Annotated in this window: 18 protein-coding genes; 7 read left to right on the top strand and 11 right to left on the bottom strand. The window is 65.9% G+C overall.

The window, feature by feature from the left end; genetic code table 11:
• Positions 1-3: 3 nt before the first annotated feature.
• Positions 4-699, bottom strand: coding sequence for an HAD family phosphatase (locus V3B64_RS01355; protein WP_049401501.1), 696 nt, complete (start codon positions 697-699; stop codon positions 4-6).
• Between the two features lie 34 nt (positions 700-733).
• Positions 734-1,663 (bottom strand): LysR substrate-binding domain-containing protein, encoded by a 930-nt coding sequence (locus V3B64_RS01360; protein ID WP_329913432.1) that lies wholly within the window; start codon positions 1,661-1,663, stop codon positions 734-736.
• Positions 1,664-1,794: 131 nt separating this feature from the next.
• Between V3B64_RS01360 and V3B64_RS01365 the strand changes: the two genes are divergently transcribed.
• A complete protein-coding gene (locus tag V3B64_RS01365) occupies positions 1,795-2,817 on the top strand; it encodes an NAD(P)-dependent alcohol dehydrogenase (protein ID WP_329913433.1) in 1,023 nt (340 codons plus the stop codon).
• A gap of 77 nt (positions 2,818-2,894) precedes the next feature.
• Here the strand turns inward: V3B64_RS01365 and V3B64_RS01370 are convergent, their stop codons facing one another.
• Positions 2,895-3,635 (bottom strand): DNA/RNA non-specific endonuclease, encoded by a 741-nt coding sequence (locus tag V3B64_RS01370; RefSeq protein WP_121503342.1) that lies wholly within the window; start codon positions 3,633-3,635, stop codon positions 2,895-2,897.
• Between the two features lie 289 nt (positions 3,636-3,924).
• Positions 3,925-5,238: a hypothetical protein gene (locus tag V3B64_RS01375; RefSeq protein WP_329913434.1), complete on the bottom strand. Its 1,314-nt coding sequence runs from the start codon at positions 5,236-5,238 to the stop codon at positions 3,925-3,927.
• A 143-nt stretch (positions 5,239-5,381) separates the two neighbouring features.
• Between V3B64_RS01375 and V3B64_RS01380 the strand changes: the two genes are divergently transcribed.
• Both V3B64_RS01380 and V3B64_RS01385 read left to right on the top strand, forming a co-directional pair.
• Entirely contained in the window at positions 5,382-6,956 is a 1,575-nt protein-coding gene (locus V3B64_RS01380; protein WP_121503340.1) for an alpha/beta fold hydrolase, read from the top strand.
• Between the two features lie 86 nt (positions 6,957-7,042).
• The gene (locus V3B64_RS01385) at positions 7,043-8,494 is read left to right on the top strand and encodes a hypothetical protein (protein ID WP_329913435.1); all 1,452 of its coding nucleotides are present in this window, start codon (positions 7,043-7,045) and stop codon (positions 8,492-8,494) included.
• A 213-nt stretch (positions 8,495-8,707) separates the two neighbouring features.
• Here the strand turns inward: V3B64_RS01385 and V3B64_RS01390 are convergent, their stop codons facing one another.
• Genes V3B64_RS01390 through V3B64_RS01415 form a run of 6 tightly spaced genes read right to left on the bottom strand, consistent with a single transcriptional unit; the run spans position 8,708 to position 16,718 of the window.
• Positions 8,708-9,727 carry a sugar kinase gene (locus V3B64_RS01390; RefSeq protein WP_329913436.1) on the bottom strand — a complete coding sequence of 340 codons (1,020 nt, stop codon included), beginning with the start codon at positions 9,725-9,727 and terminating at the stop codon, positions 8,708-8,710.
• A gap of 10 nt (positions 9,728-9,737) precedes the next feature.
• Positions 9,738-10,925: a GDSL-type esterase/lipase family protein gene (locus tag V3B64_RS01395; protein WP_329913437.1), complete on the bottom strand. Its 1,188-nt coding sequence runs from the start codon at positions 10,923-10,925 to the stop codon at positions 9,738-9,740.
• Positions 10,926-10,939: 14 nt separating this feature from the next.
• Complete coding sequence (locus V3B64_RS01400; protein ID WP_180837175.1) at positions 10,940-11,692, bottom strand: glucose 1-dehydrogenase; 753 nt, start codon at positions 11,690-11,692, stop codon at positions 10,940-10,942.
• 60 nt (positions 11,693-11,752) lie between these two features.
• Positions 11,753-13,057 (bottom strand): MFS transporter, encoded by a 1,305-nt coding sequence (locus V3B64_RS01405; RefSeq protein WP_329913438.1) that lies wholly within the window; start codon positions 13,055-13,057, stop codon positions 11,753-11,755.
• The gene (locus tag V3B64_RS01410; protein WP_329913439.1) at positions 13,054-15,282 is read right to left on the bottom strand and encodes an oligoalginate lyase; all 2,229 of its coding nucleotides are present in this window, start codon (positions 15,280-15,282) and stop codon (positions 13,054-13,056) included. The genes V3B64_RS01405 and V3B64_RS01410 overlap by 4 nt, the downstream gene beginning before the upstream one ends.
• Positions 15,279-16,718, bottom strand: a complete 1,440-nt coding sequence (locus V3B64_RS01415) for a polysaccharide lyase 6 family protein (RefSeq protein ID WP_121503334.1) — start codon at positions 16,716-16,718, stop codon at positions 15,279-15,281. Before V3B64_RS01415 ends, V3B64_RS01410 begins: the two co-directional genes overlap by 4 nt.
• A gap of 241 nt (positions 16,719-16,959) precedes the next feature.
• On the opposite strand from V3B64_RS01415, the gene V3B64_RS01420 reads away from it, so the two are divergent.
• The 3 genes from V3B64_RS01420 to V3B64_RS01430 all read left to right on the top strand — a co-directional run bounded on the left by V3B64_RS01420 (position 16,960) and on the right by V3B64_RS01430 (position 21,367).
• Positions 16,960-19,851 carry a TonB-dependent receptor gene (locus tag V3B64_RS01420; RefSeq protein ID WP_329913440.1) on the top strand — a complete coding sequence of 964 codons (2,892 nt, stop codon included), beginning with the start codon at positions 16,960-16,962 and terminating at the stop codon, positions 19,849-19,851.
• Positions 19,852-19,953: 102 nt separating this feature from the next.
• Positions 19,954-20,697 carry a FadR/GntR family transcriptional regulator gene (locus tag V3B64_RS01425; protein WP_049401514.1) on the top strand — a complete coding sequence of 248 codons (744 nt, stop codon included), beginning with the start codon at positions 19,954-19,956 and terminating at the stop codon, positions 20,695-20,697.
• Between the two features lie 178 nt (positions 20,698-20,875).
• Positions 20,876-21,367, top strand: a complete 492-nt coding sequence (locus tag V3B64_RS01430; RefSeq protein ID WP_329913441.1) for a hypothetical protein — start codon at positions 20,876-20,878, stop codon at positions 21,365-21,367.
• Positions 21,368-21,511: 144 nt separating this feature from the next.
• Here V3B64_RS01430 and V3B64_RS01435 read toward each other — a convergent pair whose 3' ends face one another.
• The gene (locus V3B64_RS01435) at positions 21,512-23,158 is read right to left on the bottom strand and encodes a fatty acid--CoA ligase (protein WP_329913442.1); all 1,647 of its coding nucleotides are present in this window, start codon (positions 23,156-23,158) and stop codon (positions 21,512-21,514) included.
• Positions 23,159-23,287: 129 nt separating this feature from the next.
• Here V3B64_RS01435 and V3B64_RS01440 point away from each other — a divergent pair, with 129 nt between their 5' ends.
• Positions 23,288-23,962, top strand: coding sequence for a response regulator transcription factor (locus tag V3B64_RS01440; RefSeq protein WP_032127250.1), 675 nt, complete (start codon positions 23,288-23,290; stop codon positions 23,960-23,962).

The raw sequence follows: 23,962 nt of genomic DNA on the forward strand, positions 1-23,962 counted from the left end.
AGGTCAGGCGACCGCGTCGACCGCATGGGCGGCAAGCAGGGCGGGCAGGTCTTCCATGCGCTGGAAGATCACCTGTGCACCCGCCGCACGCAGGGCCTCCGGCGTACTGTGGTGCGGACCGCCTTCACTGAAGCCGAACACGGTTGCGCCAGCGGCCACACCGGCCGTTGCACCGGTAACAGTGTCCTCGATCACCGCGCAACGCTTCGGGTCCACGCCCAGCGCAGCGGCGGCGGCCAGATAGACATCCGGATGCGGCTTGGTGTGCGGCATGTCCTGGCCGCTGAACACGTGGGCCCCGAAGGCATCAAGGATGCCGACCTTGCCCAGCTGCAGCTTCACCTTGTGCAGATCGGCGCCGGACGCGCAGGCAATCCGGCCGCCGGTGAGCACCGCGATCGCACGCACCGCCTCGGGCGCACCCTGGATCGCAACCAGGTCACGTTCCAACGCGCGGTTGCGCTGCTGGCGGAACTCTTCCAGCCATTCCTCGGTGAACGGCTTGCCGGTGCGTTCTTCGATCAGGCCGGCCAGATGGGCCACGGACTGGCCCAGGAACACCTCACCGGCCTGCGCCGGGGTCAGCGGCCAGCCGCGCTCGGTCAGCATTTCCGAAAGCACGCGGGCGACCAGCGGCTCGGAATCAACGAGTACGCCATCGCAGTCGAACAGCACGGCATCGAAGGGGAAACGGGACATCTACAGCTCCTTGAAACAACAGCCATGGGGGCGATCAGCGGGTATTTTCCCACGGTGGAGACGGAACGAACGCCTCGACCAGCGCATCCACTGCGGCACGCACCTTGGGAGCAAGGTCGCGGGTGGTAGGCCAGAGCGCATGCAGGGGCGCGCCCGCGCTACCCGTGGCAGGGAATACGGTCACCAGTGCGCCGCTGCGCAGCGCGTCCCCCACCAGCCAGGTGGTCGCTTCTGCAATGCCCAGCCCGGCCAGCAATGCGCTACGCAGCGCATCGCCGTCACTGATGCGGTGGCGCCCTTCAATGCGGTGCTGGACAAGCCCGCCGGAGCCGTCCGGCACCGTCCAGGGCAGCGCGTGCCCCTGCCGGCCGAAGGTGATGCAGTCGTGTCCGGCAAGATCCTCGGCGCGCACCGGGACGCCACGTGCCGCCAGGTATCCGGGTGCAGCGCATATCACGGCATGCTGGCGGCCGAGCGCCCGGGCAGAGAGCGAGCTGCTGTCGTCAAGCGGCCCCAGGCGGACGGCCAGATCGACGTTTTCCTCGAGCAGATCAACCCTGCGGTCGGTGAAGCTGACATCGAGCTGCAGCCGCGAATGGCGTTGCGCCAGTCCGATCAGTACCGGCATCACCCAGCGCTGCCCGAACGCTACCGGCAGGCTGACCCGCAACAGGCCGGAAACCTCCTGCCGCCGCGACGCTGCGTTGGATTCGGCTTCGTCCAGTTCGGCCAGGATGCGCCGGCAGACCTGGTAGAACTCGGCACCCTCGACAGTGAGTGCCAGCCTGCGCGTGGTGCGATCCAGCAACCGGGTGCCCAGTCGCCGCTCCAGCGTGGCCACACTCTTGCCAACGGCCGATTTGCTCAGCCCCATGCGCAGACCGGCTGCGGTGAAGCTGCCGGCGTCCACGGCCTGGACGAACACACTGATGCCCTGTAGGCGCGCCGCACTGTAGCTGGTCATATGCGTCAATTGGGGAATTTATGGATTCAGTGTATCGACAATATCCCGTCACTGAACACATCCATGCGTCAATAGACTTTCCTGGCGCACTTCCGCGCGCCAATGAGTGATTTCCCATGTCTGTTTCGACCATGAAGGTCTGGGAGCTCGATGCCCCGGGCCTTGCTCACCTGCGCTGCGTACGGCGCCCCATTCCCAGGCCAGGCCCTGGTGAGGTACTGGTCAAGGTCGGTGCCGTGTCGCTCAACTACCGCGATCGCCTGGTGATCGACGGCGGACTGTTGTCCGGTCCGCTGCCACACCCGTTTGTTCCCGCTTCGGACATGGCCGGTGTCATTGTCGAAACCGGAAGCCCAGCGCGACGCTTCAGCGTTGGCCAGCGGGTGATGGGCAATTTCTGGACGCAGTGGCTCGATGGCGCGCCTCCGCCCGAGATGCTGCAGCACGGACTGTCCCTGGGCGGTCCGCTGCCGGGCGTGCTGGCGGAGTATGTGGTGCTGCCGGAGGACGTGGCAGTCGCTACGCCCCCCTCGTTGTCTGACCTGCAGGCCAGCACCTTGCCGGTGGCGGCGCTGACGGCCTGGTTTGCACTGGTCGAGGTCGGCCAACTCGCTCCTGGCCAGACCGTGCTTGTGCAGGGTACCGGTGGTGTTTCCTTGTTCGGGATGCAGTTCGCCCAGCGGCTGGGAGCCCGGGTAATCGTGACTTCACGCAGTGACAGCAAGCTTGCCCTTGCAGAACGGCTGGGTGCATGGGCGTCGATCAACACGCGGCAACATCCTGCATGGGGCGCGCGAGCGATGGAGCTGAGCGGAGGGCAGGGCGTCGATCATGTGCTTGAGCTGCTCGGAGGCGGCAACCTCGCCCAGAGCGTGGAGGCGCTCGCAGTGGGCGGGCACATCCTGCAGATCGGCTTCCTCGAGGATCCCGACCTGCACATGCCGGCGGTTCCTCTCATGCTGCGCCGCGCGACCCTTAAGGGGGTTTCGGTTGGCCATCGCCGGGCCTTCGAGGCGATGAACGTCTTCATCGAACGCGAGCGCCTGCAGCCTGTCATCGACAGCGTGCATTCGTTCGCCGGCCTGCCTGCGGCACTGGCAGCACTGCAGCAGGGGCCGTTCGGCAAAGTGGTGATGCAGGTGGCAGAGCACTGAATCCAACTGCGCCGTACCTGTCCAGGCGAAGTGCGCCTGTGCGGTCGGATTCGCGACCGCACGGGCGTCCTGGCGGATCAGCTCAGATCACAGCCCGCCGGCTGCGGCCAGGTCGTGGCCGGCAGCATGGCCTTCAGCGAGGCCGGCGCGTTGATGGCCACATAGCTGGCGCCCAGCAGCTCTTCCAGGTCGGCGATGGTCACCAGGTAACTGTCCAGGCTGCCCAGGTTCGCTTCGTTCGGGATGATCCAGCTGATCGCCTTGGCGGTGCCGGTGTTCGGGTCGCGGGTGATGATCGTCTTCCAGAAGAACTCCGGGGTCGGAATGCCGTGGCTGGCAAGGAAGTAATCGTTGGACGCGTCGCCGTAGACCACGCCGCCGTAGACATCCACCGGCGCGATGTCGCGGTAGCACTCGGCCACGTTTTCGGCCTTCACCCAGACGCCCTGGTTGAAGCTGGAAACCTGCGGAACGATGTTGGTCATGTAGTTGGCGCGACGGATGTAGGTCGCGTTGTAGTCCATGTGGTTGGAGGTCACCAGATGGCCGCGGTCATAGCCGCTGCGGATGCTGGCATACGACGCGGTGCTGTTCTGGCCGAGGCAGCCGGCCGGCAGGTCCGGGTCTTTGTAGAAGCTGGACGGGCGCGCGGCGGAGCCGGTGTCGGCGGTGAGCGTGTACTCGTAGCGGGTGGCGCTGTGGATGCTGCAGTCGTAGGTGAGCACGAAGCCGCCCTTGTTGAGGGTGACGACCTGGGCCTGGGCGGCACCGGCGAAGGTACTGAGGACGAACGCGAAGAAGAAACCTGCAAGGCGCATTGCGATTCTCCAGCAGAGGATTCAGGACGCAGCCGTCCGCCACGACCGGGCCGGAGCGAGGTCATGTGAGGACACTGCGGAGTCGGGTAGTGCGGAATGCGTGGGACGTGACCGCGATGACAGGGCCGCGGAGGCCGTGCGGTGTCGTAAGCGTCACAAGCTGTCGTCTTTCGGTCAATGGCGAAACGACGAAGCTGTGACAGCGCGCAAGCACTGGAGATGTGTCAGATCATGCGGCGCGTGGATGAAACGCAGGCGTGCTAGGACATCGCGCTGCCTGTAGCAATGGTCAGGGGTTCGTCTTCAACACGTAGTCGCCCTTGCGTGTTCCCGGCACCAGCGACCATCCCGGCTTCAGGCTCAGCGACCACCCCGGCCCCTCCAGTGGCGGTTCAGCACTTGCCGGGGCCTGCACGAATACGACCTTCCAGTCGCTCTGCAGCAACGCACCGTCGGTGACATCCAGGCTGCCCCAGATGTCGGACAGCCGCATTGCTGGATACACCATGCCTTGGCCTGGCAACGGCTGCATGGTGTTGGGATCGAACTGGATGCGCATGTTGCGCAGATCCAGGCGCACGACCGGGCCTGTCACGAAGCGCGCACGGTTGTGTTCCAGCTGCGCAAGGCGCTGCTGCTCGCGCAGCGTTTCGGCTTCGTGCAGCTCCGGCCCGTCATAGCGCGCGGCAGCCGCTCCCAGCGTGGTCGCGTCCAGCTGCAATGGGGCCTGCGTCACTTCGGCCAGACGCGTGCCGAGATCGCGAGCCTGGTGGGCGAGGTCGCCGCGCCAGCCAGGTGCCGCCTGGTCCAGCAGCAGGCCATAGGCCGGGCCGGTGGCATAGGCGAAAGAGCGGACGAAGCTGCGATCACCCACGTGTGCGCGAAGGTCATGCAGTGCCGCCTGGATACGTGTCGACGGCGTCGGATTGCCGACGAACACGCCGGTGTACTCGGCCAGGCCCTCGTTCAATTCCAGCGCCGCTTCTTCCTGCGCGGCCGCAGGGAACCGGCGGTAGCGCTCGGCGCGGAATGCGAGTGCGTCCGTCATCGCAGTGTGCTGCGCTACTGCATCGGTGGATTCGAGTGCGTCCGCAAGCGCGCGCCATTCCAGTTGCAGCCAGTAGCGTCCTTCAAGCGTATCGAGGTGATCGTTTCCACCTGCCGCCGGTGCGATGATGGGCAGCGCCGGCTGCAGGCGATGGAACATTTCGTGAGCCAGCAGCGTGCTGCGTCGGGACGCGTCCTGCGGCAATGGCCAGAGCAGCTGCGTCCAGCGTGTGCCGGACCAGTCCACGGCGGTGTTGGCGACGATCGCATCAGACGGAAGCTGGCCTGTGAACACATCGCCGCGCTCCTTCAGCGCACCATGTGCGTCTGCCTGCGAGGCGATGACCTGCCGGCTCTTTGGATCCACCAGCATCATCGGCCCGCACAGGGATTGACCCCACAATCGACCCCGGTCTCCGTTGCAGAGCTGTTCGGCGCGCCGGAAGACCTCACGGACCGCCGCATCGGAGAACGCCTGCTCGTTGGCCATCACGGTTCGTTGCGCACATAGCGCCAGTACAGCGAAGAGCAGGAAGCGTGACCTCATGACGTCCATTCATCCTTGGGGCCCAGCTCTCATAGCATCGATCCCATAGGCCGGCAATGCAGCAAACGTCATGTTGCGTCGCAAGGTGCCACCCACCATTCGCACTGGTACGGTCCAACCCGTTGCACCACCACCGACGGGGACAGACGACGATGCGCAAGGTATTGCTGCTGTTGATCCTGCTGACCGGACTGGCGCCCACCGCCTGGGCCGCTACGGTCAAGACCACCCACCGGACCATTCCCAGCTGGGATGGAACGCCTCTCGGGGCCTTCGTCATCGAACCGCAGGACGCGGGCAGCGGGCGCTATCCACTGCTGGTGATGCCCAGCAGCTGGGCGGTACCCAGCGTGGAGTATGTGGGGGTGGCGCAGTCGCTGGCGCGGCGCGGCTATGTGGTGATCAGCTACAGCTCGCGGGGTTTCTGGGAGTCCGGCGGCAGCATCGACATCGCAGGGCCAGCCACGGTCGAAGATGTCAGCGCCCTGATTGATTGGGCGCTGGACAACACCCGCGCCGATCCCGCCCGGATCGGCGTTTCGGGCATCTCCTACGGCGCAGGCACCAGCCTGCTGGCGGCGGCGCGCGATCCACGCATCAAGGCCGTGGCGGCGCTGAGTGGCTGGGCCGATCTGCAGGCCTCGCTGTACAGCAACGACACCCCCAGCGCGCAGGGCATCGCCTTGCTGGTGGCAGCCGGCCTGGCCACCGGCCGCCCGGGACCGGAACTGACGACCATCAATCGCAATGTACTGGTCGGCAACTACCAGGGCGCGGTGGATTCGCTGTTGCCGGTGGCGGCGCAGCGCAGCCCCGGGTCCAGCATCGATGAGATCAACGCCAACCAGCCAGCGGTGTTCCTCGCCAACGCCTTCAACGACAGCCTGTTCCCGCCGGGCCAGCTGGTCGATTTCTTCACCCGGTTGAAAGGCCCCAAGCAGTTGCAGCTGCGCCATGGCGATCATGCGCTCAACGAAGCCTTTGGCGCTCTGGGTGTTCCCAACGAGGTCTACGATTCGGTGGGCGACTGGTTCGACCATTACCTCAAGGGTGAAGCCAATGGCATCGATCGCCAGCCTGCAGTACAGCTGAAATCGCAGAAGGGCAGCTGGAGTACCTATCCGAACTGGCAGGCGACCAATGCCGGCGCTGTCAGCTATGCGCTGAGCGCACCCAAAGGACTTCTGCTGCCCACGGGCGGCCTGGTCGCGAGCGGCAGCAGCACCGGCTGGAGTTACCGGATCGGCAGCGGGCTGCTGACCGCCGCCAATTCCGGCGTGGCGATGGCCTCCGGTGCATTGCAGATGATCAACCTGCCGCCGGGTGCCTATGTGCCCTTCGTGGGCCGCAACGCCGCAGGTGTCTGGCAGGGGCCGATCCAGTGGAGTGCGCAGCGCCTGGATGGAACGCCGGAGGTACGCTTGACCGTCACGCCCAGCCGCGCCAACACCACGCTGTACGCCTACCTGTACGCCGAGGATGTGCTGGGCAACGGCCAGCTGATCAGCCACAAGCCCTATACGCTGCGTGGTGCCACACCGGGGCAGGCGAAGACCATCGACCTGCGGTTGGAAGCCAGCAGCTGGAACCTTCCGGCCGGCAGCCGCCTGACCCTGGTGGTGGACACCGTGGACCTGCGGTACGCGGGCATCAGCCAGCTGGGTGGCACGGTGACTTTCAGTTCGCCGGCCAATGCGCCATCAGTGTTGAAGGTGCCCTTGCATTGATGGGGTGCCGCGCCCGTTGCGGCGGGCGCGGTACGACAGGCAGTAGAACTGCGAGACTGGCGTTTGTTCCGGGAAGGGAAGAATCCATGGTCATTGCATGGCTGTTGCTCGGTGCAGTGCTTGCGGCACCTACCGCGCAAGGCGCGCCGATCGACTGGTCGGATACTCTGTTGAAGGATCTGGACGCTGCCGACGCCGCCATGCGCGGCAGCCATCCGGGCGCCGTGGACCTGCGGAATCCTGGTTTCGGCGCACAGCTGGACGATGCCCTGGCGCTTGCACGCTCGCGCGCGGAACGGGTCGCCAGCTACCCGGGCTACTGGTGGGCGATGAAGGGCTATGCGGCCTCCTTCAATGATGGCCATGTCAGCCTCAATGCGCTTGCCGATGCTCCCGATCTTCCAACGCAGTGGCCCGGCTTCCTGACCGGCTTCGATGGCGACGCACAGGTGGTCATGACCGTGGATGGTGGTCCGGGCCATCCGCCGCTGGGCGCGCAATTGCTGTCGTGTGACGGCATTGATGCGCAGACGCTGGCTGTACGCCGGGTGGGTGACTTCAGCGGTCGCTGGAACCTGCAGGCCAGCCGCATCCAGGGTGGTGGTGAAGTGCTGCTCGAACAGGGCAATCCATACGTGCCTGCATTGCGTACCTGCGTTTTCCAGGTGGGCGGACGCGAGACATCCTATGCACTGCGGTGGCAGCCGCTGCAGGCAGCACAGCGCAAGGAGCGCTTGGCTGATACCCGGCGCAGCTTCCGTCCCCCCAACGGCTGGCACGCGATGCCCGATGGCAGTTACTGGATCACCACCAGCAGCTTCAATGCCGACCCTGCGGGGCAGAACTTCAAGGAACTGACCGCGCTGCTTGAGCAGCTTGCACCGCAAGCCGAAGGGATGCAGCAGGCACCGACGGTGGTGCTGGACGTGCGTGGCAACACTGGTGGTGCTTCGCAATGGAGCATCGAACTGGCGCGATTGATCTGGGGCCGGGCCGCTGTCGATGCGCTGCCCGACCGCAGCTGGGTAGAGTGGCGGACCTCGGAGGGCAACATCGCCCAGCTTCGCGGCTTCCTGCAGAAGCTGGAACAGGCGCCCGACGCGTCGCCCGAGCTGCGTCGCATGCTGGAATCGGTGACGGCAGGCATGGCGCAGGCTCGCGGCCGGGGTGAGGCTTTGTGGCGCGAGCCATCCGAGGCCAGCGCAGATCCAGCATCCGCCGCAAGCCAGGCCGGACCTGTGCGCAAGGGCAGGGTCCTGGTTGTGGCCGATGCTTCCTGTGGCTCGGCCTGCCTGGATGCATTGGACCTCTGGAAGCGGCTGGGCGCGGTGCAGGTGGGCGTCGAGACCTCGGCCGACAGTCTGTACATGGACGTGCGGCCGGAGCGGTTGCCCAGCGGGCTGGCCAGGATCTCGGTGCCGATGAAGGTGTTCCGTGGGCGGATACGTGGTTCGAATGAACCGCACGTGCCCGATCATCGCTATACGGGCGACATGCGCGACACCCGGGCGCTTGAAGCGTGGCTGCTGACGCTGTAGGTGCGCGCAGGACCTCGTGCAGGGCTGAATTCCGCAGGAGAGGATCGCATGAACATACCGCCACCCAGCGCTGCCAGGCCGCCATCGCGGGCAGGAGCCTTCCGTCGTTGAATGCTGACGCCCGGTGCATTGCTCGGCATGGCGCTGCTGAAGTACATGGTCGGCGTGCGTGTGCCGCTGGCCAGGCCGAGCGGCATGTACGGCGGAGCGAGATCAGCGCCGGACGTCGAACTGGTCACTCTCCAGCAGCGCCCAGACCTCGGCCTCGCGCACGGGACTGAAGTCTCCGGGAATGGAGTGCTTCAGCGCACCTGCCGCCAGACCGAAGCGCACGGTGCTCTCTGCATCGAACCCGGACGCCAGCCCGTGCAGGATGCCTGCCGCGAACGCATCGCCGCCGCCAATGCGATCAACGATACCGGGCAATGGCCGCGAGGGGGCCTGCGCACGGGTACCGTCGCGTCCCAACAGCAGCGCGCCCAGGATGTGATGGTCTGCACTCACCACGTCGCGCTGGGTGCAGGCCAGCCACTGCAGGTGCGGGAGGGCCGCGAACGCTGCCGCTGCAGCCGCCTCGGTCCGCGCGATGGGGCTGTCCTCGGCGAAGCGCAGTCCCAGCACCAGTTCGATATCGCGATGGTCGGCAAAGACGATATCCGCCTCTGCGAACAGCTCCCGCAGGATGGCGGCGGCGTTGCCGCCCCAACGCTGCCAGAGCGAAGGTCGGTAGTTGCCGTCGAAGGACACTCGCACGCCTGACCTGCGTGCGGCCCGTGCAGCGCTCAAGACGGATTCGGCCACATTGGCACCCAGCGCCGGACTGACGCCGGAAAGGTGCAGCCACTGCGCATCACGCAACAGCGTTGGCCAATCATGGTCGGCAAGGGCAGTGTTGGCGAATGCCGAACCCGCCCTGTCATACACCACTTCACTGGCGCGCTGCAGCGCGCCGGTGGCCAGTAAATACAGGCCCATGCGGTCAGCCTCCACTTCACGCACACCTGCCACGCCCACACCATGCCGCCGCAGCTCGGCCACGGCATGCCGGCCCAGCGCGTTGCCGGGTACCGTACTGACCATCTGTACATCGTGGCCGAGACAGGCCATTGAGACCGCCACATTGGCCTCGGCGCCCCCCACGTGGACCTGCAGCTGCGGCGTCTGCAGCAGCAGTTCCCGACCGGGTGCGCCCAGGCGCAGCAGCAGTTCACCGAAACAAACGACGCGGCTCATCGGTTCTCTCTCACTCGGTGGGGGTGCAGCCCAGCATGCGCAGATCGATGGCATCGGCCATGCGCCGGTAGCCTTCGTCATTGGGATGCAGGTGGTCGCGGGTGATGTCGTTGGGCAACGATTCCACGGCCTTCGGGTCACGCAGCGCGGCATCGAAATCGATGATGCCATCGAACCCGGTCTTCCCACCGCGTGCCCACTGGTTGATCGAGGTGCGGGTCGCTGCGGACACGGGCTCGTAGCGCTCGGAACCACCGAATGGGGTCAACGTACCCAGCCAGGCGCGGATGCCGTGCGCATGCAGTCGCGCTGCAACCTGCTGATAGCCCAGCAGCATGTCCGCCGCACTGCGTCCAGGCAGCGGCTGCGCGCCACCACCGTGGCGGATGTCATTGATGCCCTCGAACAGGATGACCTGATCGGCATCGGCCACCGCGATCACATCGCGATCCAATCGTGACAGGGCGCTGTGGCTGCGGCCATGGTCGAGCAGCTTGTTGCCGCTGATGCCCTGATTGAGTACCACGAACCGGTTCGGGCAGGCCTGCTGCAGGCGCTGCGCCAATCGCTCCGGCCACTGGTTGAAGGTTCCGCGACGGGCGGTGGCACCTTCCGTGATGGAATCGCCGAGTGCCACGATCACCTGGGGACGATCAGCGCGCTGCACCATCACGGCCGAGAACACGTTTTGCTGGTAGCTCAGCCGCACGCTGTCGGCAACCGATGTCTGCCTGCCGTCCGCTACCCGCACTTCGGTGCGGCGCACGGCGGGATGGGTAGGCTGCGGGAAGTAGGCCGTTACGCTGATCTCCTGCAGCGCCGCCACCGGCATCGGTACCGGGTCGCTCAGCAGCGCGGCACCCACCGGCACCTCGATGACCGCGCGGCCATCCACCGTTACCGGCAGAGGGGCGGACTTGCCGTTTTTCACTCCTGCGCGCATGTCCTCGACCCGTAACGGCGCCGTGCCGAGTTCGTTGCTGATGCGCAGCCGCAACGCATCGCCACGGCTGCCGATGCGCATGTCCTGGCGCACGGTCTGCGCGGCGAACTGTACGGGGGCCTCGGCGGTGCCATCCTTGCGGTCAGGTGCCGGCGAGGCGGTCCACGCGGTGACCCAGACCGGTGCGGCCAACGCGCCGGGTGCGGCCGCGGCGGAACAGATCGTCAATGAAAGCAGGAGCGTCCAGCGCTGCATGGTCAGGATTCCAGTCAGGAGAAGTAGGTGCCGCCGTTGACGTCCAGATTCGCACCGGTGATGAACGCCGCCGCATCCGAGGCCAGGAATACCGCAGCGTCGGCGGCTTCGTCCGGCGCCCCTTGGCGGCGCAGCGGGGTAGCGCCGGCAACGGCCGTGCGCACTTCCGGCTTGGTGAACTCATCATGGAAACGGGTGGCGATCATCCCGCAGCACAGTGCATTCACGCGGATGCCCTTCGGCCCCAGCTCCTTGGCCATGGCACGGGTGAAGGTCATCACTGCCGCCTTGGCGGTGGCGTAGATCGATGCCCCCGGGCCGCCGCCATCACGACCTGCCTGCGAGGCGAAGTTGACGATGGCCGCGCCGTCACGCATGTGCGGCACCACCGCGTGCGTGGTCAGGTAGGTCGAGGTCAGATTCAGGTCCATCACGGCGTGGAAGAACGCCGGGTCGATGTCAGCCAGCGGCCGACGCTGCACCATGCCACCGGCCACGTTCACCAGCAGGTCGATACGCTCGCCGAACGCGGCCTGTACCGCAGCGACCAGGCCGGCCACGGCGGCGGCATCGGTGACGTCGGCGCGATGCACGATGGCCTGGCCACCGGCCGCCTGGATCTTTGCCAGCGTTTCCTGGGCACTGGCTTCATCATGGGCGTAGTTGATGCAGACGCGTGCACCGGCGGCAGCCAGTTTGATCGAAACGGCGCGGCCGATATCGCGGCCACCACCGGTGACAATGGCCACCTTGTCCTGGAACGACATGCGGAAAACTCCTTGGTTTGCGGGGGAATGGAAGTACTTGGAAAAGAAGGAGACCCAGGCTCAGCCGCCGCCACGGTCGAGCTTCTGGATAGGTCCGGTCCACCACCACAGCGCAGCCAGCGACAGCGGCACCAGCGCGGCAACGAGGATGAAGATCGGGGCGTAGGAGTGGCGGGTCAGCACCGGCACCAGCCAGGTGGTGATCAAGGTGCCGGCGACCGCCGCCAGGCCACCCAGGCCTGCCAGCGTGCCCACCGAACGGCCGTCGAACAGGTCGCCGGGCAGGGTCTGGATGTTGCCGATGGCTACCTGGAAGCCGAACAGCACCGCAGCGATCGCCAGCACCGCCAGCAGCGGCTGGTTGGCCAGCACAGCACCCAGCAGGGCAGGCGCCATGATCACGCACCCCAGGGTGATGGCCAGCTTGCGGGCGCGGTCCACGCTGTGTCCGGCGCGGATCATGCGACCCGACAGCCAGCCGCCACTGAGGCTGCCCAGCATCGCGCCGACGAAGGGTACCCAGGCGAACAGGCCGATCTGCTTGATGTCGAAGCCGAAGGTTTCAGCGAGATAGATCGGCAGCCAGGACACGAACAGCCACCAGATAGGATCCAGCAGGAAGCGGCAGGCGAGCATGCCCCAGCTCTGGCGATGGGCCAGCAGCTCGCGCACGCTGGCTTTGGGCGCCGCCTCTGTCTGTTGCCCGGCCTGGTCTTGCTGGATCAGCCGGCGCTCGGCATCGCTCACCCACGGATGCTTGTCCGGCCCGGCGCGGTAGACAAACAGCCACGGCAGCAGCCACAGGAAGCCGATCGCACCGACCAGCACGAAGGTGCCGCGCCAGCCCAGCCACAGATAGAGGCCGGCGATGGCGGGTGCGGAGACGATCGCGCCGATCGACGCACCCGCGTTGAACACGCCCTGCGCCAACGCGCGTTCGCGCGCAGGGAACCACTCGGCATTGGCTTTGACCGCGCCGGGCCACGCACCCGCTTCGCTGATGCCGAGCATCGCCCTTACCAGGCTGAAGGAAAGCATCGAATGGGTGATCGAGTGCAGCGCGATCGAGATCGACCACACGCTGATCGACAGGGCGAACCCCAGGCGCGTGCCGATCATGTCGAACAGGCGCCCGAACAGGAACTGGCCGGCGGCGTAGAACAGCATGAACACCGTTACCAGCAGGGCATAGTCGTCTTTGGTCGCGCCTACTTCCCTGGCGATTTCCGGCCACATCACCGCCAGTGCATTGCGGTCGATGTAGTTGATGACCGTAGCGACGGCGATCAGGCCCACGATCAACCAGCGCACTGCTGAACGCACCGGCACCTTGCGCAGGTTGGCCACCACGGCAGGGCCGTTCATTTTCCGTGACCATTGCTGCGGTCCATGCGCGCATGGCTGCCGCTCCAGCGGTAGGCATGGCCGTCCACGGTGACGCTGTGCTCGCCCTTGGCGCTGCTGTCGTCGGCCACGCCGAGGGCGATGCGTGCGCCGCTGGCCAGGCGCAGTTCGATCACCTCTGCATCGCTGCCCCGGCTGCGCACGATGTCCTTGATGCGGCTGTCCGCACCGTGCACGTACTCGGCGGTGCCGTTGTACTCGCCATGCGGCTCCAGCACGCTGAAGAAGGTCACGTCCCTCTGGCCTTCCACGCGCTGCAGCAGGGCCGGTTCACGGCGCAGGTTGAACTCCGGATCGTTGGCACCACTTTCCACCAGCAGCGCCTGTGCCGGCGCACTGCTGCCGAAGCGGAAGGTGTAGAAGCGCCCATCCAGCAGCCACGCCAGCGAACGCGGTTCGCTGGCGGGCGTGCTGCGTGCATCCAGCCACAGGTGCTGGTAGCCGTTGTCCTTGCCCAGCACCGGGCGCTGGGTGGGGAAGTGTTCTGCCTCGAAGCCGGTGGTGACGATGTGGCCGTTGAAGTGCAGCGGCAGGTCGTAGCGCGCGGCCTTGTCGCCGTGCACCTGCAGCAGGTCCAGCACCACCGGCAGGCCCAGGTCGGGGTGGCGCAGCAGCGCCTGGGTGCGGGTGAACACCACGCCGGGGTAGGCATCGTGCATGGTCGCCGAGGCAACCTGGGTATCGGCATCGGCCTGGAAGAAGCGCACCTGCGGGGCATGCTCCTCGCCGCGCTTCCAGTCGCCCTTGAAGTGGCTCTGTTCGTCCACCACCAGGGTGTTGTGGGCCACGGTCTGTTTGGCCCAGCTGCGGTTCTCGGCCAGGTAGATGCCACCCCGCTTGGCTTCCACGTTGAGGAAGCGGGCAGCGCCGTAGTCAGTCACCACCGGATTGCCGTTGTCGTAGAACAGCCAGTTGAGTTTGTCGAAGTGGCCATGGCCCATGCCCTGCATCGTGTCCTTCTGCACCAGCGCCTGGCCGCGTTCGCCGTTCATGCGCAGGATCGCCAGGCCACCGCGGTCGCCGTCCGGGCCATCGCGCAGCAGCATCGGACGGTAATCGAAGGGCTTGGCCTTGTTGGCGGCCAGTGCTTGCGCCACCTGTAGTCCCTCGGGGGACAACAGCAGGCGTTTCTGCTGCTGGGCCACCGACAACAGGCGGTCGTCACCGGTGCGCGCATAGGCAATGCCGATACCGGCCACCAGTTCCTCGGTATCGATGCCCTTGTCCAGGATGGCATCGTTGATCGGGAAGAACAGGCCGTCATAGCTGGACTGCACCAGCACATCCACGGCCTTCAGCAGCACGCCGTCGCGGCGCGCGAAGATCCTGCGCTGCGGCTCGTTGCGTTCGATGGCGTTGGCGAACAGCAGGAACGGTGCCAGTGCGTAGCGCTGGTAGTACGGGCCTTCCTCGTAATAGCCATCGGGCGAGAACAGCAGGTCGATCTGGCGAAGGAAGCCGAACTGATCGTTCTTCTGGCTGCCGCGCAACGATTTCTCCACCAGCTCAGGGTCGCGCAGCACGTAGCCGGTCATGCCAGTGGCGGCCACCGCCCAGGTGGCATGGTTGTGGATCTGGTCGTAGTTCTTCGGCTCGCTGACGAGGAACTCAGCCATCGGCCGGAACACCTTCGATTCGATGGTGTCGCGGTCCTCGGCGGACAGCGCGTCGCGGATCGCGTCGTAGCCCTGGATGGCGTTGACCAGCCACACCGAATCGTTGAGCACCTGCCAGAACACGCGGCCTGGAATCTGTCCGCGGCCTTCGGGGTGCGGGCCCAGGGTGGGGTAGAGCTTGGCATACTGCAGCAGCATGTCGCGCGCGTAGTCGACATAGACCTTGTCGCCGCTCAGCCGGTACAGGGTGCCGGCCGCCAGCAGGGCCTGGTAGTTGCGCTTGTGCTGTTCATGGGTGCGGCCGCCGCCCTTGTCCTTCGGTACCGGCACGTCGATGCCGGCCTTCATCATCTTCTTCAGCGATTTTTCCGTGCGCGCCTGTTCCTTGGCGAACCACGGGTAGCGGCCGCCTTCGCTGGCCATCCGCTGCCACTGCGCTGCGGTCACCAGCACCGGCGCGGTGTCGGCCTGCCTCGCTGCGGCAGCGGGGGCTGCGAACAGCGGCGCGGCCGGCAGCAGGGCAAAGGGGGTGGCCAGGGCCAGGGAGACGAACAGCGGCTGCAACCTCATCGATCAACTCCATTGCGGGTGCGTGACAGGGCAACTTCGCCCACCTTTGGATACCAGTCGATGCCGGTCGCCTCGCGCGCGGTCATCGCCAGGGCAGGATCGGCGCCCACGGCGGGCAGGGCAGGCGCGGCCACCCACAATCCGCTGGCAGCCTGCTGCAGGCTGACGCCACGCCCCTCTACGCCGCCCGGGAATACGGTGCTGGCTGCCGGTGACTGCACGTTGCCACTGAAGTCGATGCCGGCCAGCGAACTGGCGGCATTCGGCGGGTTCCTGCTGGTGCGGTTGACGATCAGGTTGGCGCTGAAGCGGCTGTTGCTGGCGGCGACCACGATGCCCTTGGCTTCATCATGGCCGACGCCGAAACTGATCTTCGCCACGTCCACGAAGGTATTGCGGTTGATCGTGGCATTCACCACCGGCGCATAGCCGGACAGCGGCGGATCGGCCTGCGCGTCCATCACCGCCAGCGCGGAACGGTTGCTGGAGCCGGCCAGTCGTTCGAAGTAATTGTTGCTGACGGTCTGGTCGGCATTGATGATGCGCACGCCGCCGGTGCCGGCCTTGTCGTCGCCCAGGAACACGTTGTCGATCACCCGGTTGCCGTTGCCATGGCGCAGCGTGAGCGCGCCGGCCGAGCGGTAGAACACGTTGCCGCGGTAGGTATTGCCGCCGGACTTGTTGCTGATGATCTCGGTCTCGCCGTCGCAGCCTTCGAACCAGTTGTTCTCCACCGTACTGTTGGAATCGCTCAACGAGGTGTCGCTGGTGCCGACGCGGAGGGTTTCGCCACCGTTGACGCCCAGTGCCGGGCGCGGCCCGAACCAGTTGTGGTCGATACGGTGCTGGTTGTCCAGGCCCTGGGTGGCATCGCGCACCACCACTACCGTGGGCCCGGCGTTGGTCTTGCCGCGCAGCTGGCTGTGATCCAACCGGTTGTTGCTGCCATACAGCGATACCCAGTAGTCCTGGTCGCTGGCATCGGGGTTGGTGTAGTCATCGATCACCAGGCCGGTCACCCGGCTGTGGCGTGCCACCGCCTTGCTGGATTCGCGGAACGCCACCACCGCATCACCCGGCGTATAGCCGTTGCGGAACACCAGGTTGGACACCTGCAGGTAGCTGCCCGCCAGGCGCAGGTCCGAACGTCCGCTGAGGACGACCTTGCCGGCGGTCTGCGCGCGCAACACGATCGGCGCGGCTGCCGTGCCCTGGCCTTTCAGCAGCAACCGCGCGTCGGTCCAGGTGCCGTCAGCCAACACGATCTCATCGCCGGGCTGCAGCGCCGAGGCGGCGGTAGTGAACTCCGCGACATCGTGGACGAGCCAGCTGGCTGCACTTGCCGCTGAAGTGGTCAGGCACATTGCCAGACCAGTGGTCAGGCAAAACAGTGATGGATTGTTGAGCGGATGTCGAGCAAGCGGACGAATGCGCATGAAATCCTTCCAGAGACGGCCGGGCCGTCGTTTCAGGGTGGGTCTGCATACCACTTCCGGGTCCGTTGTAAGCCAGCTTTCGCGCAAAGTCATGCTGCATGAGCACATTAAATTGCATTCAACTGGTATGGATGAAAGGCATTTGAAAATTCGCATACCAATTGGTTGACATTTTCATGTCGCCGTGCCGAAGCTGCGTCCCACGCCTGGCATGCAGGCGATCCTTTGGGAGGAGGAAACCATGCGGCGACCCGCCGGAGCAGTGCACAGCATCTCGTTGTCCCCCACACCCCTGATCGTGGCGCTGCTTGCCGTGCTTGCGGGCATGCCCGCGGCCCAGGCGCAGTCCAGCAAGGACGCGTCAGGGCAGGATCCCACCACGCTGGACCAGGTGCAGGTCACCGGCATCCGCGAGTCCATGCAGAGTTCGATCAACAAGAAGCGCGACGACACGGTCATCGCCGACGTGCTCTCGGCCGATGACATCGGCGACCTGCCGGCACCGTCGCTGGCCGATGCGATCGAGACCTTGACCGGCGCCGCCTCGACCCGCGACAAGACCGGCGCCTCGGAGATCTCCATCCGGGGCCTGGGCGCCTTCCTCAGCAGCACCAACTTCAATGGCCGCGAGATCACCAACGGCAGCGGCGACCGCTCGGTGAACTTCAACATGTTCCCGGCCGAGCTGATCAACACGGTGGCCATCTACAAGACCCAGCGCGCCGACATCATCGAAGGCGGCGTGGCCGGCACCATCGGCCTGGAAACAGTGCGCCCACTGGAGTACGGCAAGCGTGCAGTGCAGCTGGACCTGCGCGGCAGCTGGGCGGAGTACGACAGCAAGTACCGTGACAAGGACGGCATCGGCTATCGCGGCACCGCCAGCTACATCGATCAGTTCGAGTTCGGCAACGGGCAGAAGCTGGGCATCTCGCTGGGCTTCCAGCGCCTGGACGGCACCGATCCGGAAGAGAGCATTACCAGCGGTTCCACCTGGTATGCCTGCGATGGCACGCAGAACGTGGGCAATGCCAACTGCAACGAAGTGTCCGCGCAGGCCATCGCCAACGGCGCGCCGTACTACCTGGTGCCGAGCAGCCGCATCTACCGGCTCAAGCAGGAGCGTAACGACCGGCAGAGCGAGTTCGCCGCGCTGCAGTGGCGGCCAAATGATGTGGTTGAAGTGAACCTCGATTTCGAGCACACCGAGCGCAACTGGTATGAGAACCGCAGCGATCTGAGCCTGTCCAACGCACGACGCGGCATCACCCAGCGCGAGGTTGACGAAGACGGTATCGTGCGTCACCTGCACGGCAGCACCTCGATTGATTCCACCTCCAACCGCTACTGGCGTGGCGAGGAATACACCGGGGGTGGCCTGAACCTGATCCTGCGCCCGACCCCGGCCTGGGAGCTGTCTACCGATCTTTCCTACTCGCACACCAATCGCCTCGACAGCGAGCGCATGACCCGCCTGCGCGCCAACCAGCGCGACGTCAACAATGCCGTCGTGCCCGGTATCAGCAGTGGTGCCACCGGCTACGTGGACTATGACTGGGACTGGCACGGCGAAGTGCCCAGTGTTGCCCTGGCGCCGAACTTCGACCCCAACAACTGGGACGCCTATACGGGGGCGGCGCGGGTGACCTCCAGCGCCACCGAGAATGACCACAGGATCAAGGCCGGCCGCTTCGATGCCAGCTTCATGCCGGAGTCCGGTTTCTTCACCCGCATCAAGGGCGGCGTGCGCGCCAGCCAGGCCGACTACCGCCTGCGCGACAACACCCTGGTAACCGACTACGACCAGCGCGTGGCGGCCGACAAAGCGAAGATCATCGCCGCCAACCAGGCCTGCCGTGCACCCTTCCCGCAGGATGACTTCATGGATGCCGCCAGCGGCAACACGATCTCCTCGTGGGCGTACTTCGATCCGAACTGCCTGTACCAGTCGTTCCGCGGCAGCCTCGACAGCGGGCTGGATCCGGGTTTCCAGGATCCGAACAATGTCGATATCACCGAGAAGACACGCGCGCTCTATCTGATGGGTGAGTTCAGCAGCACCCTGTTCGGCTTGCCGGTGACCGGCAACCTCGGCCTGCGCTGGGTCAAGACCGATGTTCGTTCTGAAGGCGTGCGTACCGGGCTGCGCATCGAGGACAACGGTGACGGGACGATCCGCCTGCAACCCACCGGCGAGTACAGCACGCAGGTGTTCAAGGCGGGCAACGACAAGCTGCTGCCCAGCCTCAACGCGGCCTTCGAGTTGCGCCCGGACGTGTTGCTGCGGGTCGGTGCATATCGCGCGATGTCACGGCCGGACATTGCCGCGCTGGGTGCCGGGCGCACCATCAACGTGAGCAGTGATGCCACCTACGGCAACCTGGCCGACGCGCTGGATGACATCAGCGCCAGCGGCAACCCCGCCGCGCAGCCGCTGATGTCCTGGAACGGCGACCTTTCCCTGGAGTGGTACCCGAACCCGGACACGATGCTGGCCGGCGCGGTGTACTGGAAGCAGTTCAACGGCGGCACCGCCACTGCGCTGGTGCCGGAGACCTACACCATCGACGGCCAGAGCGTGACCGTGCCGGTACGCCAGCAGGTAACCACCGACGAGGACAGCACGCTGACCGGCTTCGAGCTGACCGCCACCCATCGACTGTCGTACCTGCCCAAGCCGTTCGACGGGCTGGGCTTCAAGGTCAGTTACAACTACGCCGATGCCGACTACCGGACCCAGGACTCGCGACTGGGCGAGCAGCTGGCCAGTGACGGCACGATCATTCCGGCGATCGTGCCGCCGGCGGGCCTCAGCGGCTTCTCGCGGCACGTCCTGTCCGGCTCGATCTACTGGGACGTCGGGCGCTTCAACATCCAGGCCATCGGCAAGTTCCGCTCGCACTACTACCAGGACTTCACCGGCAACACCGCGCAGCAGAACCGCTACTACGATGACAACACCAGCGTGGACCTGCGCCTGCGCTACCGGGTGAACAAGCAGTTGTCGCTGTCGCTGGAGCTGATGAACCTGACCAACGAGCCGCGCGTGGCCTACCAGCCGCTTTATGGGAACTTCCGCGAAGTGGTGACCTACGGGCGGCGTGCGTATTTCGGTGTACGATACAAGTTCTGAACAGGGCGGCGCGGCCAGTGGTCGCGCCGTCGCTCCAACCGGACCCTTGCCGGCCGCGGTGGCAGGGCAGGGACCCGGAAGGAATCGCCAAGGGTCAGCCGCATGTCCGCCAACCGCCTTTACCAGACCATCGCTGCCAAGCTCCGCAAGCTGATCGAGGACGGCGAATTTCCGCCGGGCTCGCGGCTGCCGGGCGAGCGTGAGCTGGCCGAACGGTTCGGTGTCAGCCGGGTCACCATCCGCGAAGCCGAGATCGCATTGGAAGCGCAGGGCTGGATCGCCATCCGCATCGGCTCGGGCGTGCATGTGAAACCGCGCCCGACGCAGGCGTCCGGCGGTCTGCCGGATGTCAGCGCCTTCGACCTCACCGCCGCCCGCGCGGTATTCGAGGCCGAGGCCGCCGCTCTGGCTGCCAGCAATCTGGATGATGCCGGCATTGCCGAGCTGCAGGCGTTGGCCGAAGCGCTGTGCCGTCGCGACCTGAGTGACGCGGAAGCCGGCGAGTACGACCGCCGTTTCCACCTGGCCATCGCACGGCTTTCCGGCAACCCGGTGGTGGAATTCTTCGTGCAGCAGATCTGGCGCATGCGCAGCGAACTGCCGCGGGTGACCGAGGTCTATGCCCGGGTCTGCCATGATGATGGCGCCAGCCGTGCGGACGAGCACATGGCGATCTTCGAAGCCCTGCGCGCGCGTGATCCGGTGGCCGCGCGCAATGCGATGCGCCTTCACTTCCAGCGCCTGTTCGAAGCCATGCTGCAGGCGACCGAAAGCCAGGCGCTGGAGGAGATCCGCCGCCGCACGCAGCAGGACCGCGAACGGTTCATGGCAACGACGCGGATCTGAGCGCCGCGTTCAACACAATCGGCGCTGCGACCTTCAGCAGGGCAGCTCGCGCTCGAAGCCTGATGGATATGAGAAATGGGCATGACTGCGCCGATGCCCAGCCTGTCCGCAATGCCTACACTGCCCGCGGGTCATAGACGGCCCGTTGAGAAAGCTGCATACACACAAGGAGCAGGGTATGAAGTTCTCGCAGTTGGGCGCGGCGCTGCCATTGGTGCTGGCACTGAGTGGAGTCCCCGGTGGAAGCGTCAATGCAGGACCGATCGCGGGCACCGCGACCGCCACTGTAGTTACGAAGGCCACGTACGCGCCGGATTCGCTGGAAGCCGGCTACATCGTCGATTGGATCAAACGGAATTCGCCCGCCTACGCGCCGGCGTTGCAGACGGGCGAACTGGCCATCTCGCACAGCTATCAGTCTGCTGGCAGCCTGAAGCCGGCCGGTGCGGCGGGCCCGCCTGTTCCATTGCCTGCACGCGGTGTGGAGGGCGAGGTCATCTCGATCTCCAATACCTTGCCGAGCGGTGCTTCCGAGTCGTGGACATACCGATGGTCGAGTGGGTCGTGGAAGCTGATCAAGTACAGCTTTGATGCATGCCAGGGCCCGGCCAGCATCGGTGCGAAGGGATCCGGCACGGAGATCGCTGCGAAGGGACCCTGCATCGACTGAGGGTGACCGGTCCTGGCGGAACTGAACCAGGTCTGCTGCAGAGCAGTGGTGCCCCGGGAGATCATCGTCCCGGGGCGCCGCTTCATACCTTGGCGTGCCCTGCATCGTGTCCTTCGAGCATTGACCTCGGCGATCGGGCGGAGATCACCCACGGCCTGAGCCAGTCGCTGGGTCATGCAACCCACGCAGCTTCTTCTTGTTGATCTTGCCCACGCTGGTCCGCTCGATCGATTCCACGAAACTGACCCGTTCCGGAATCGCATACCGTGAGATGTCCCCTGAGCGGCTTCGCGCAGCGACCAGTTCGATGATCTCCGCTTCGGTCACCTCACTGCCAGGCTGCCTGACCACCAGCGGCAACGGCCGCTCGCCCCATTTCGTGTCGGCGATGCCGATCACCGCGACTTCGCTGACCGCCGGATGCAGGGCGATGATGTCCTCCAGGGCGAGCGAGGAGATCCACTCACCGCCGGTCTTGATCACATCCTTGATCCGGTCGGTCACCCTCAGGTAGCCGTATTCATCGATGTTGCCGATGTCCCCGGTATGCAGATAGCCTCCTGCCCACAGTGCTGCAGATGCATCCGGATCGTGCAGGTAGCCCTGGGTGAGCCAGGGTGCGCGCACCACGACCTCTCCGGTGGCGATGCCATCGTGGGCGACATCCTTCATGTCCGGATCGACGATGCGCAGGTCCACCAGCGGTACCGGTATGCCGGCCTTGGTGCGCAGCGACAGCACCTCATCGGCATCGGTCACGCTGTCCACGTCGATCTGGGCGATGGTGAGCAGAGGGCAGGTCTCGGACATGCCATAGCCGCCGAAGATGTCGATGCCCCGCGCCAGCGCACGCTGCGCCAGCGCACGCGGCAGGGCCGCACCGCCGATGATCACCTTCCAGCCCTCCAGGTCGGTCTGCGCCGCGTCCTGATGCTCCAGCAGCATGTGCAGGATGGTTGGCACGCAGTGCGAGAAGGTCACCTTCTCACGGGCGATCAATGCCAGCAGCGTCGCAGGCAGGTAGCGCCCCGGATAGACCTGCCTGATGCCCATCGCCGTAGCCACGTAGGGCAGGCCCCACGCGTGCACATGGAACATCGGGGTCATGGGCATGTAGACATCGTCACGATGCAGGCGGCCTTGACGGGGTGCACCGCCAAGCGCGGCCATCGCCGCCAGCGAATGCAACACCAGCTGCCGGTGGCTGAAATACACGCCCTTGGGCAACCCGGTGGTTCCAGTGGTGTAGAACACCGTGGCACGGGCGTTCTCGTCGAAGTCCGGGAAGCGGACGATCGGCGTGGCATCGCGCAACCCCGCTTCGTACTCGGTGGCGAAGCCTGGCGGCAGCGGACCGCCTGCATCGTCCAGCAGGATGCGCGTGCGCAGGTCCGGCATCCGCTCGTCGATGGCGTCCAGCAGCGGCAGGAACTCGCGGTTGGCCAGGATCACCCGCGCCCCGCTGTGGTTCAGCGTGTAGGCGATCTGCTCTGGGGCCAGGCGCACGTTCACCATCATCAGCACCGCACCGATCATCGGCACGGCGAAGTAGGCCTCCAGGTAGCGGTTGCTGTCCCAGTCCATCACCGCCACCGTGTCGCCGTGGCCGACTCCCAGCGAGGTCAACAGGCCGGCCAGCTGGCCGATGCGCGCCTGCAGGGTGCGGTAGTCGAATCGGACCTGGTCGCCGTAGACGATCTCCTGTTCAGGGCTCACCGCCAGCGGCATCAGCAGCAACTGCTTGATCAGCAGTGGATAGGCATGGGCATCGGGAGTGGGGGCGGATGACATGGCATTTCCTCGTGGGCGGCGTTGCGGTCGCCGGCCTTCTCCGCACCACACTAGCAAGCCCTTCCCGCTGCACCAGCGTACCTAGGTACCTGTTCGCGCGCGCACCCGATTTGATAATCTCGCCAGGACATGCCCACCCTGCTCATCGCCGACGATCACCCTTTGTTCCGCGCGGCACTGCATCGCGCGGCGGAAGAGGCGGTCGCCGATCTGCAGATCAGCGAAGCTGATTCGCTGGACAGCGTGCTGGAGGTGATCGAGAACCAGTCGATCGATCTGATGCTGCTGGACCTGCACATGCCGGGCAACCACGGACTGGCCGGGCTGGCCACGATCCGTGCGTTGCAGCCGGGCCTGGCGATCATCATCGTCTCCGCCAACGAGGAGCCGCAGGTCATCCGGCGTGCCATCGACCTTGGCGCCGCGGGCTATCTGCCCAAGAGCTCGGGTTTGAACGAGCTGCAGTCCGCGCTGCAGTCCGTGCTGGAGGGCGAGCGCTGGATCCCGGCGCTGCTGCGCGAACCGGTGGCCCGGGTGGCGACGTTCAGCAGGGATGCCGACCTGGCCGCGCGCCTGGCCAGCCTGTCGGCACATCAGTACAAGGTACTGGGGCTGGTGGCCGAGGGCCTGCTCAACAAGCAGATTGCCGACCGGCTGGGCGTACAGCTGCGCACGGTCAAGGCACACATGACACGCATCATGGAGCGGCTGGGCGTGCGCAACCGCGCGCAGGCCATCCGCGTGCTGCACGAAATGGGATTGGCCGATCCGTCCCGGCAGATCGAAGAACTGCCTGAGCCCTGA

Origin of the sequence: Stenotrophomonas sp. SMYL86 (genome assembly GCF_036320025.1) — a bacterium.
GTDB lineage: Bacteria > Pseudomonadota > Gammaproteobacteria > Xanthomonadales > Xanthomonadaceae > Stenotrophomonas > Stenotrophomonas maltophilia_A.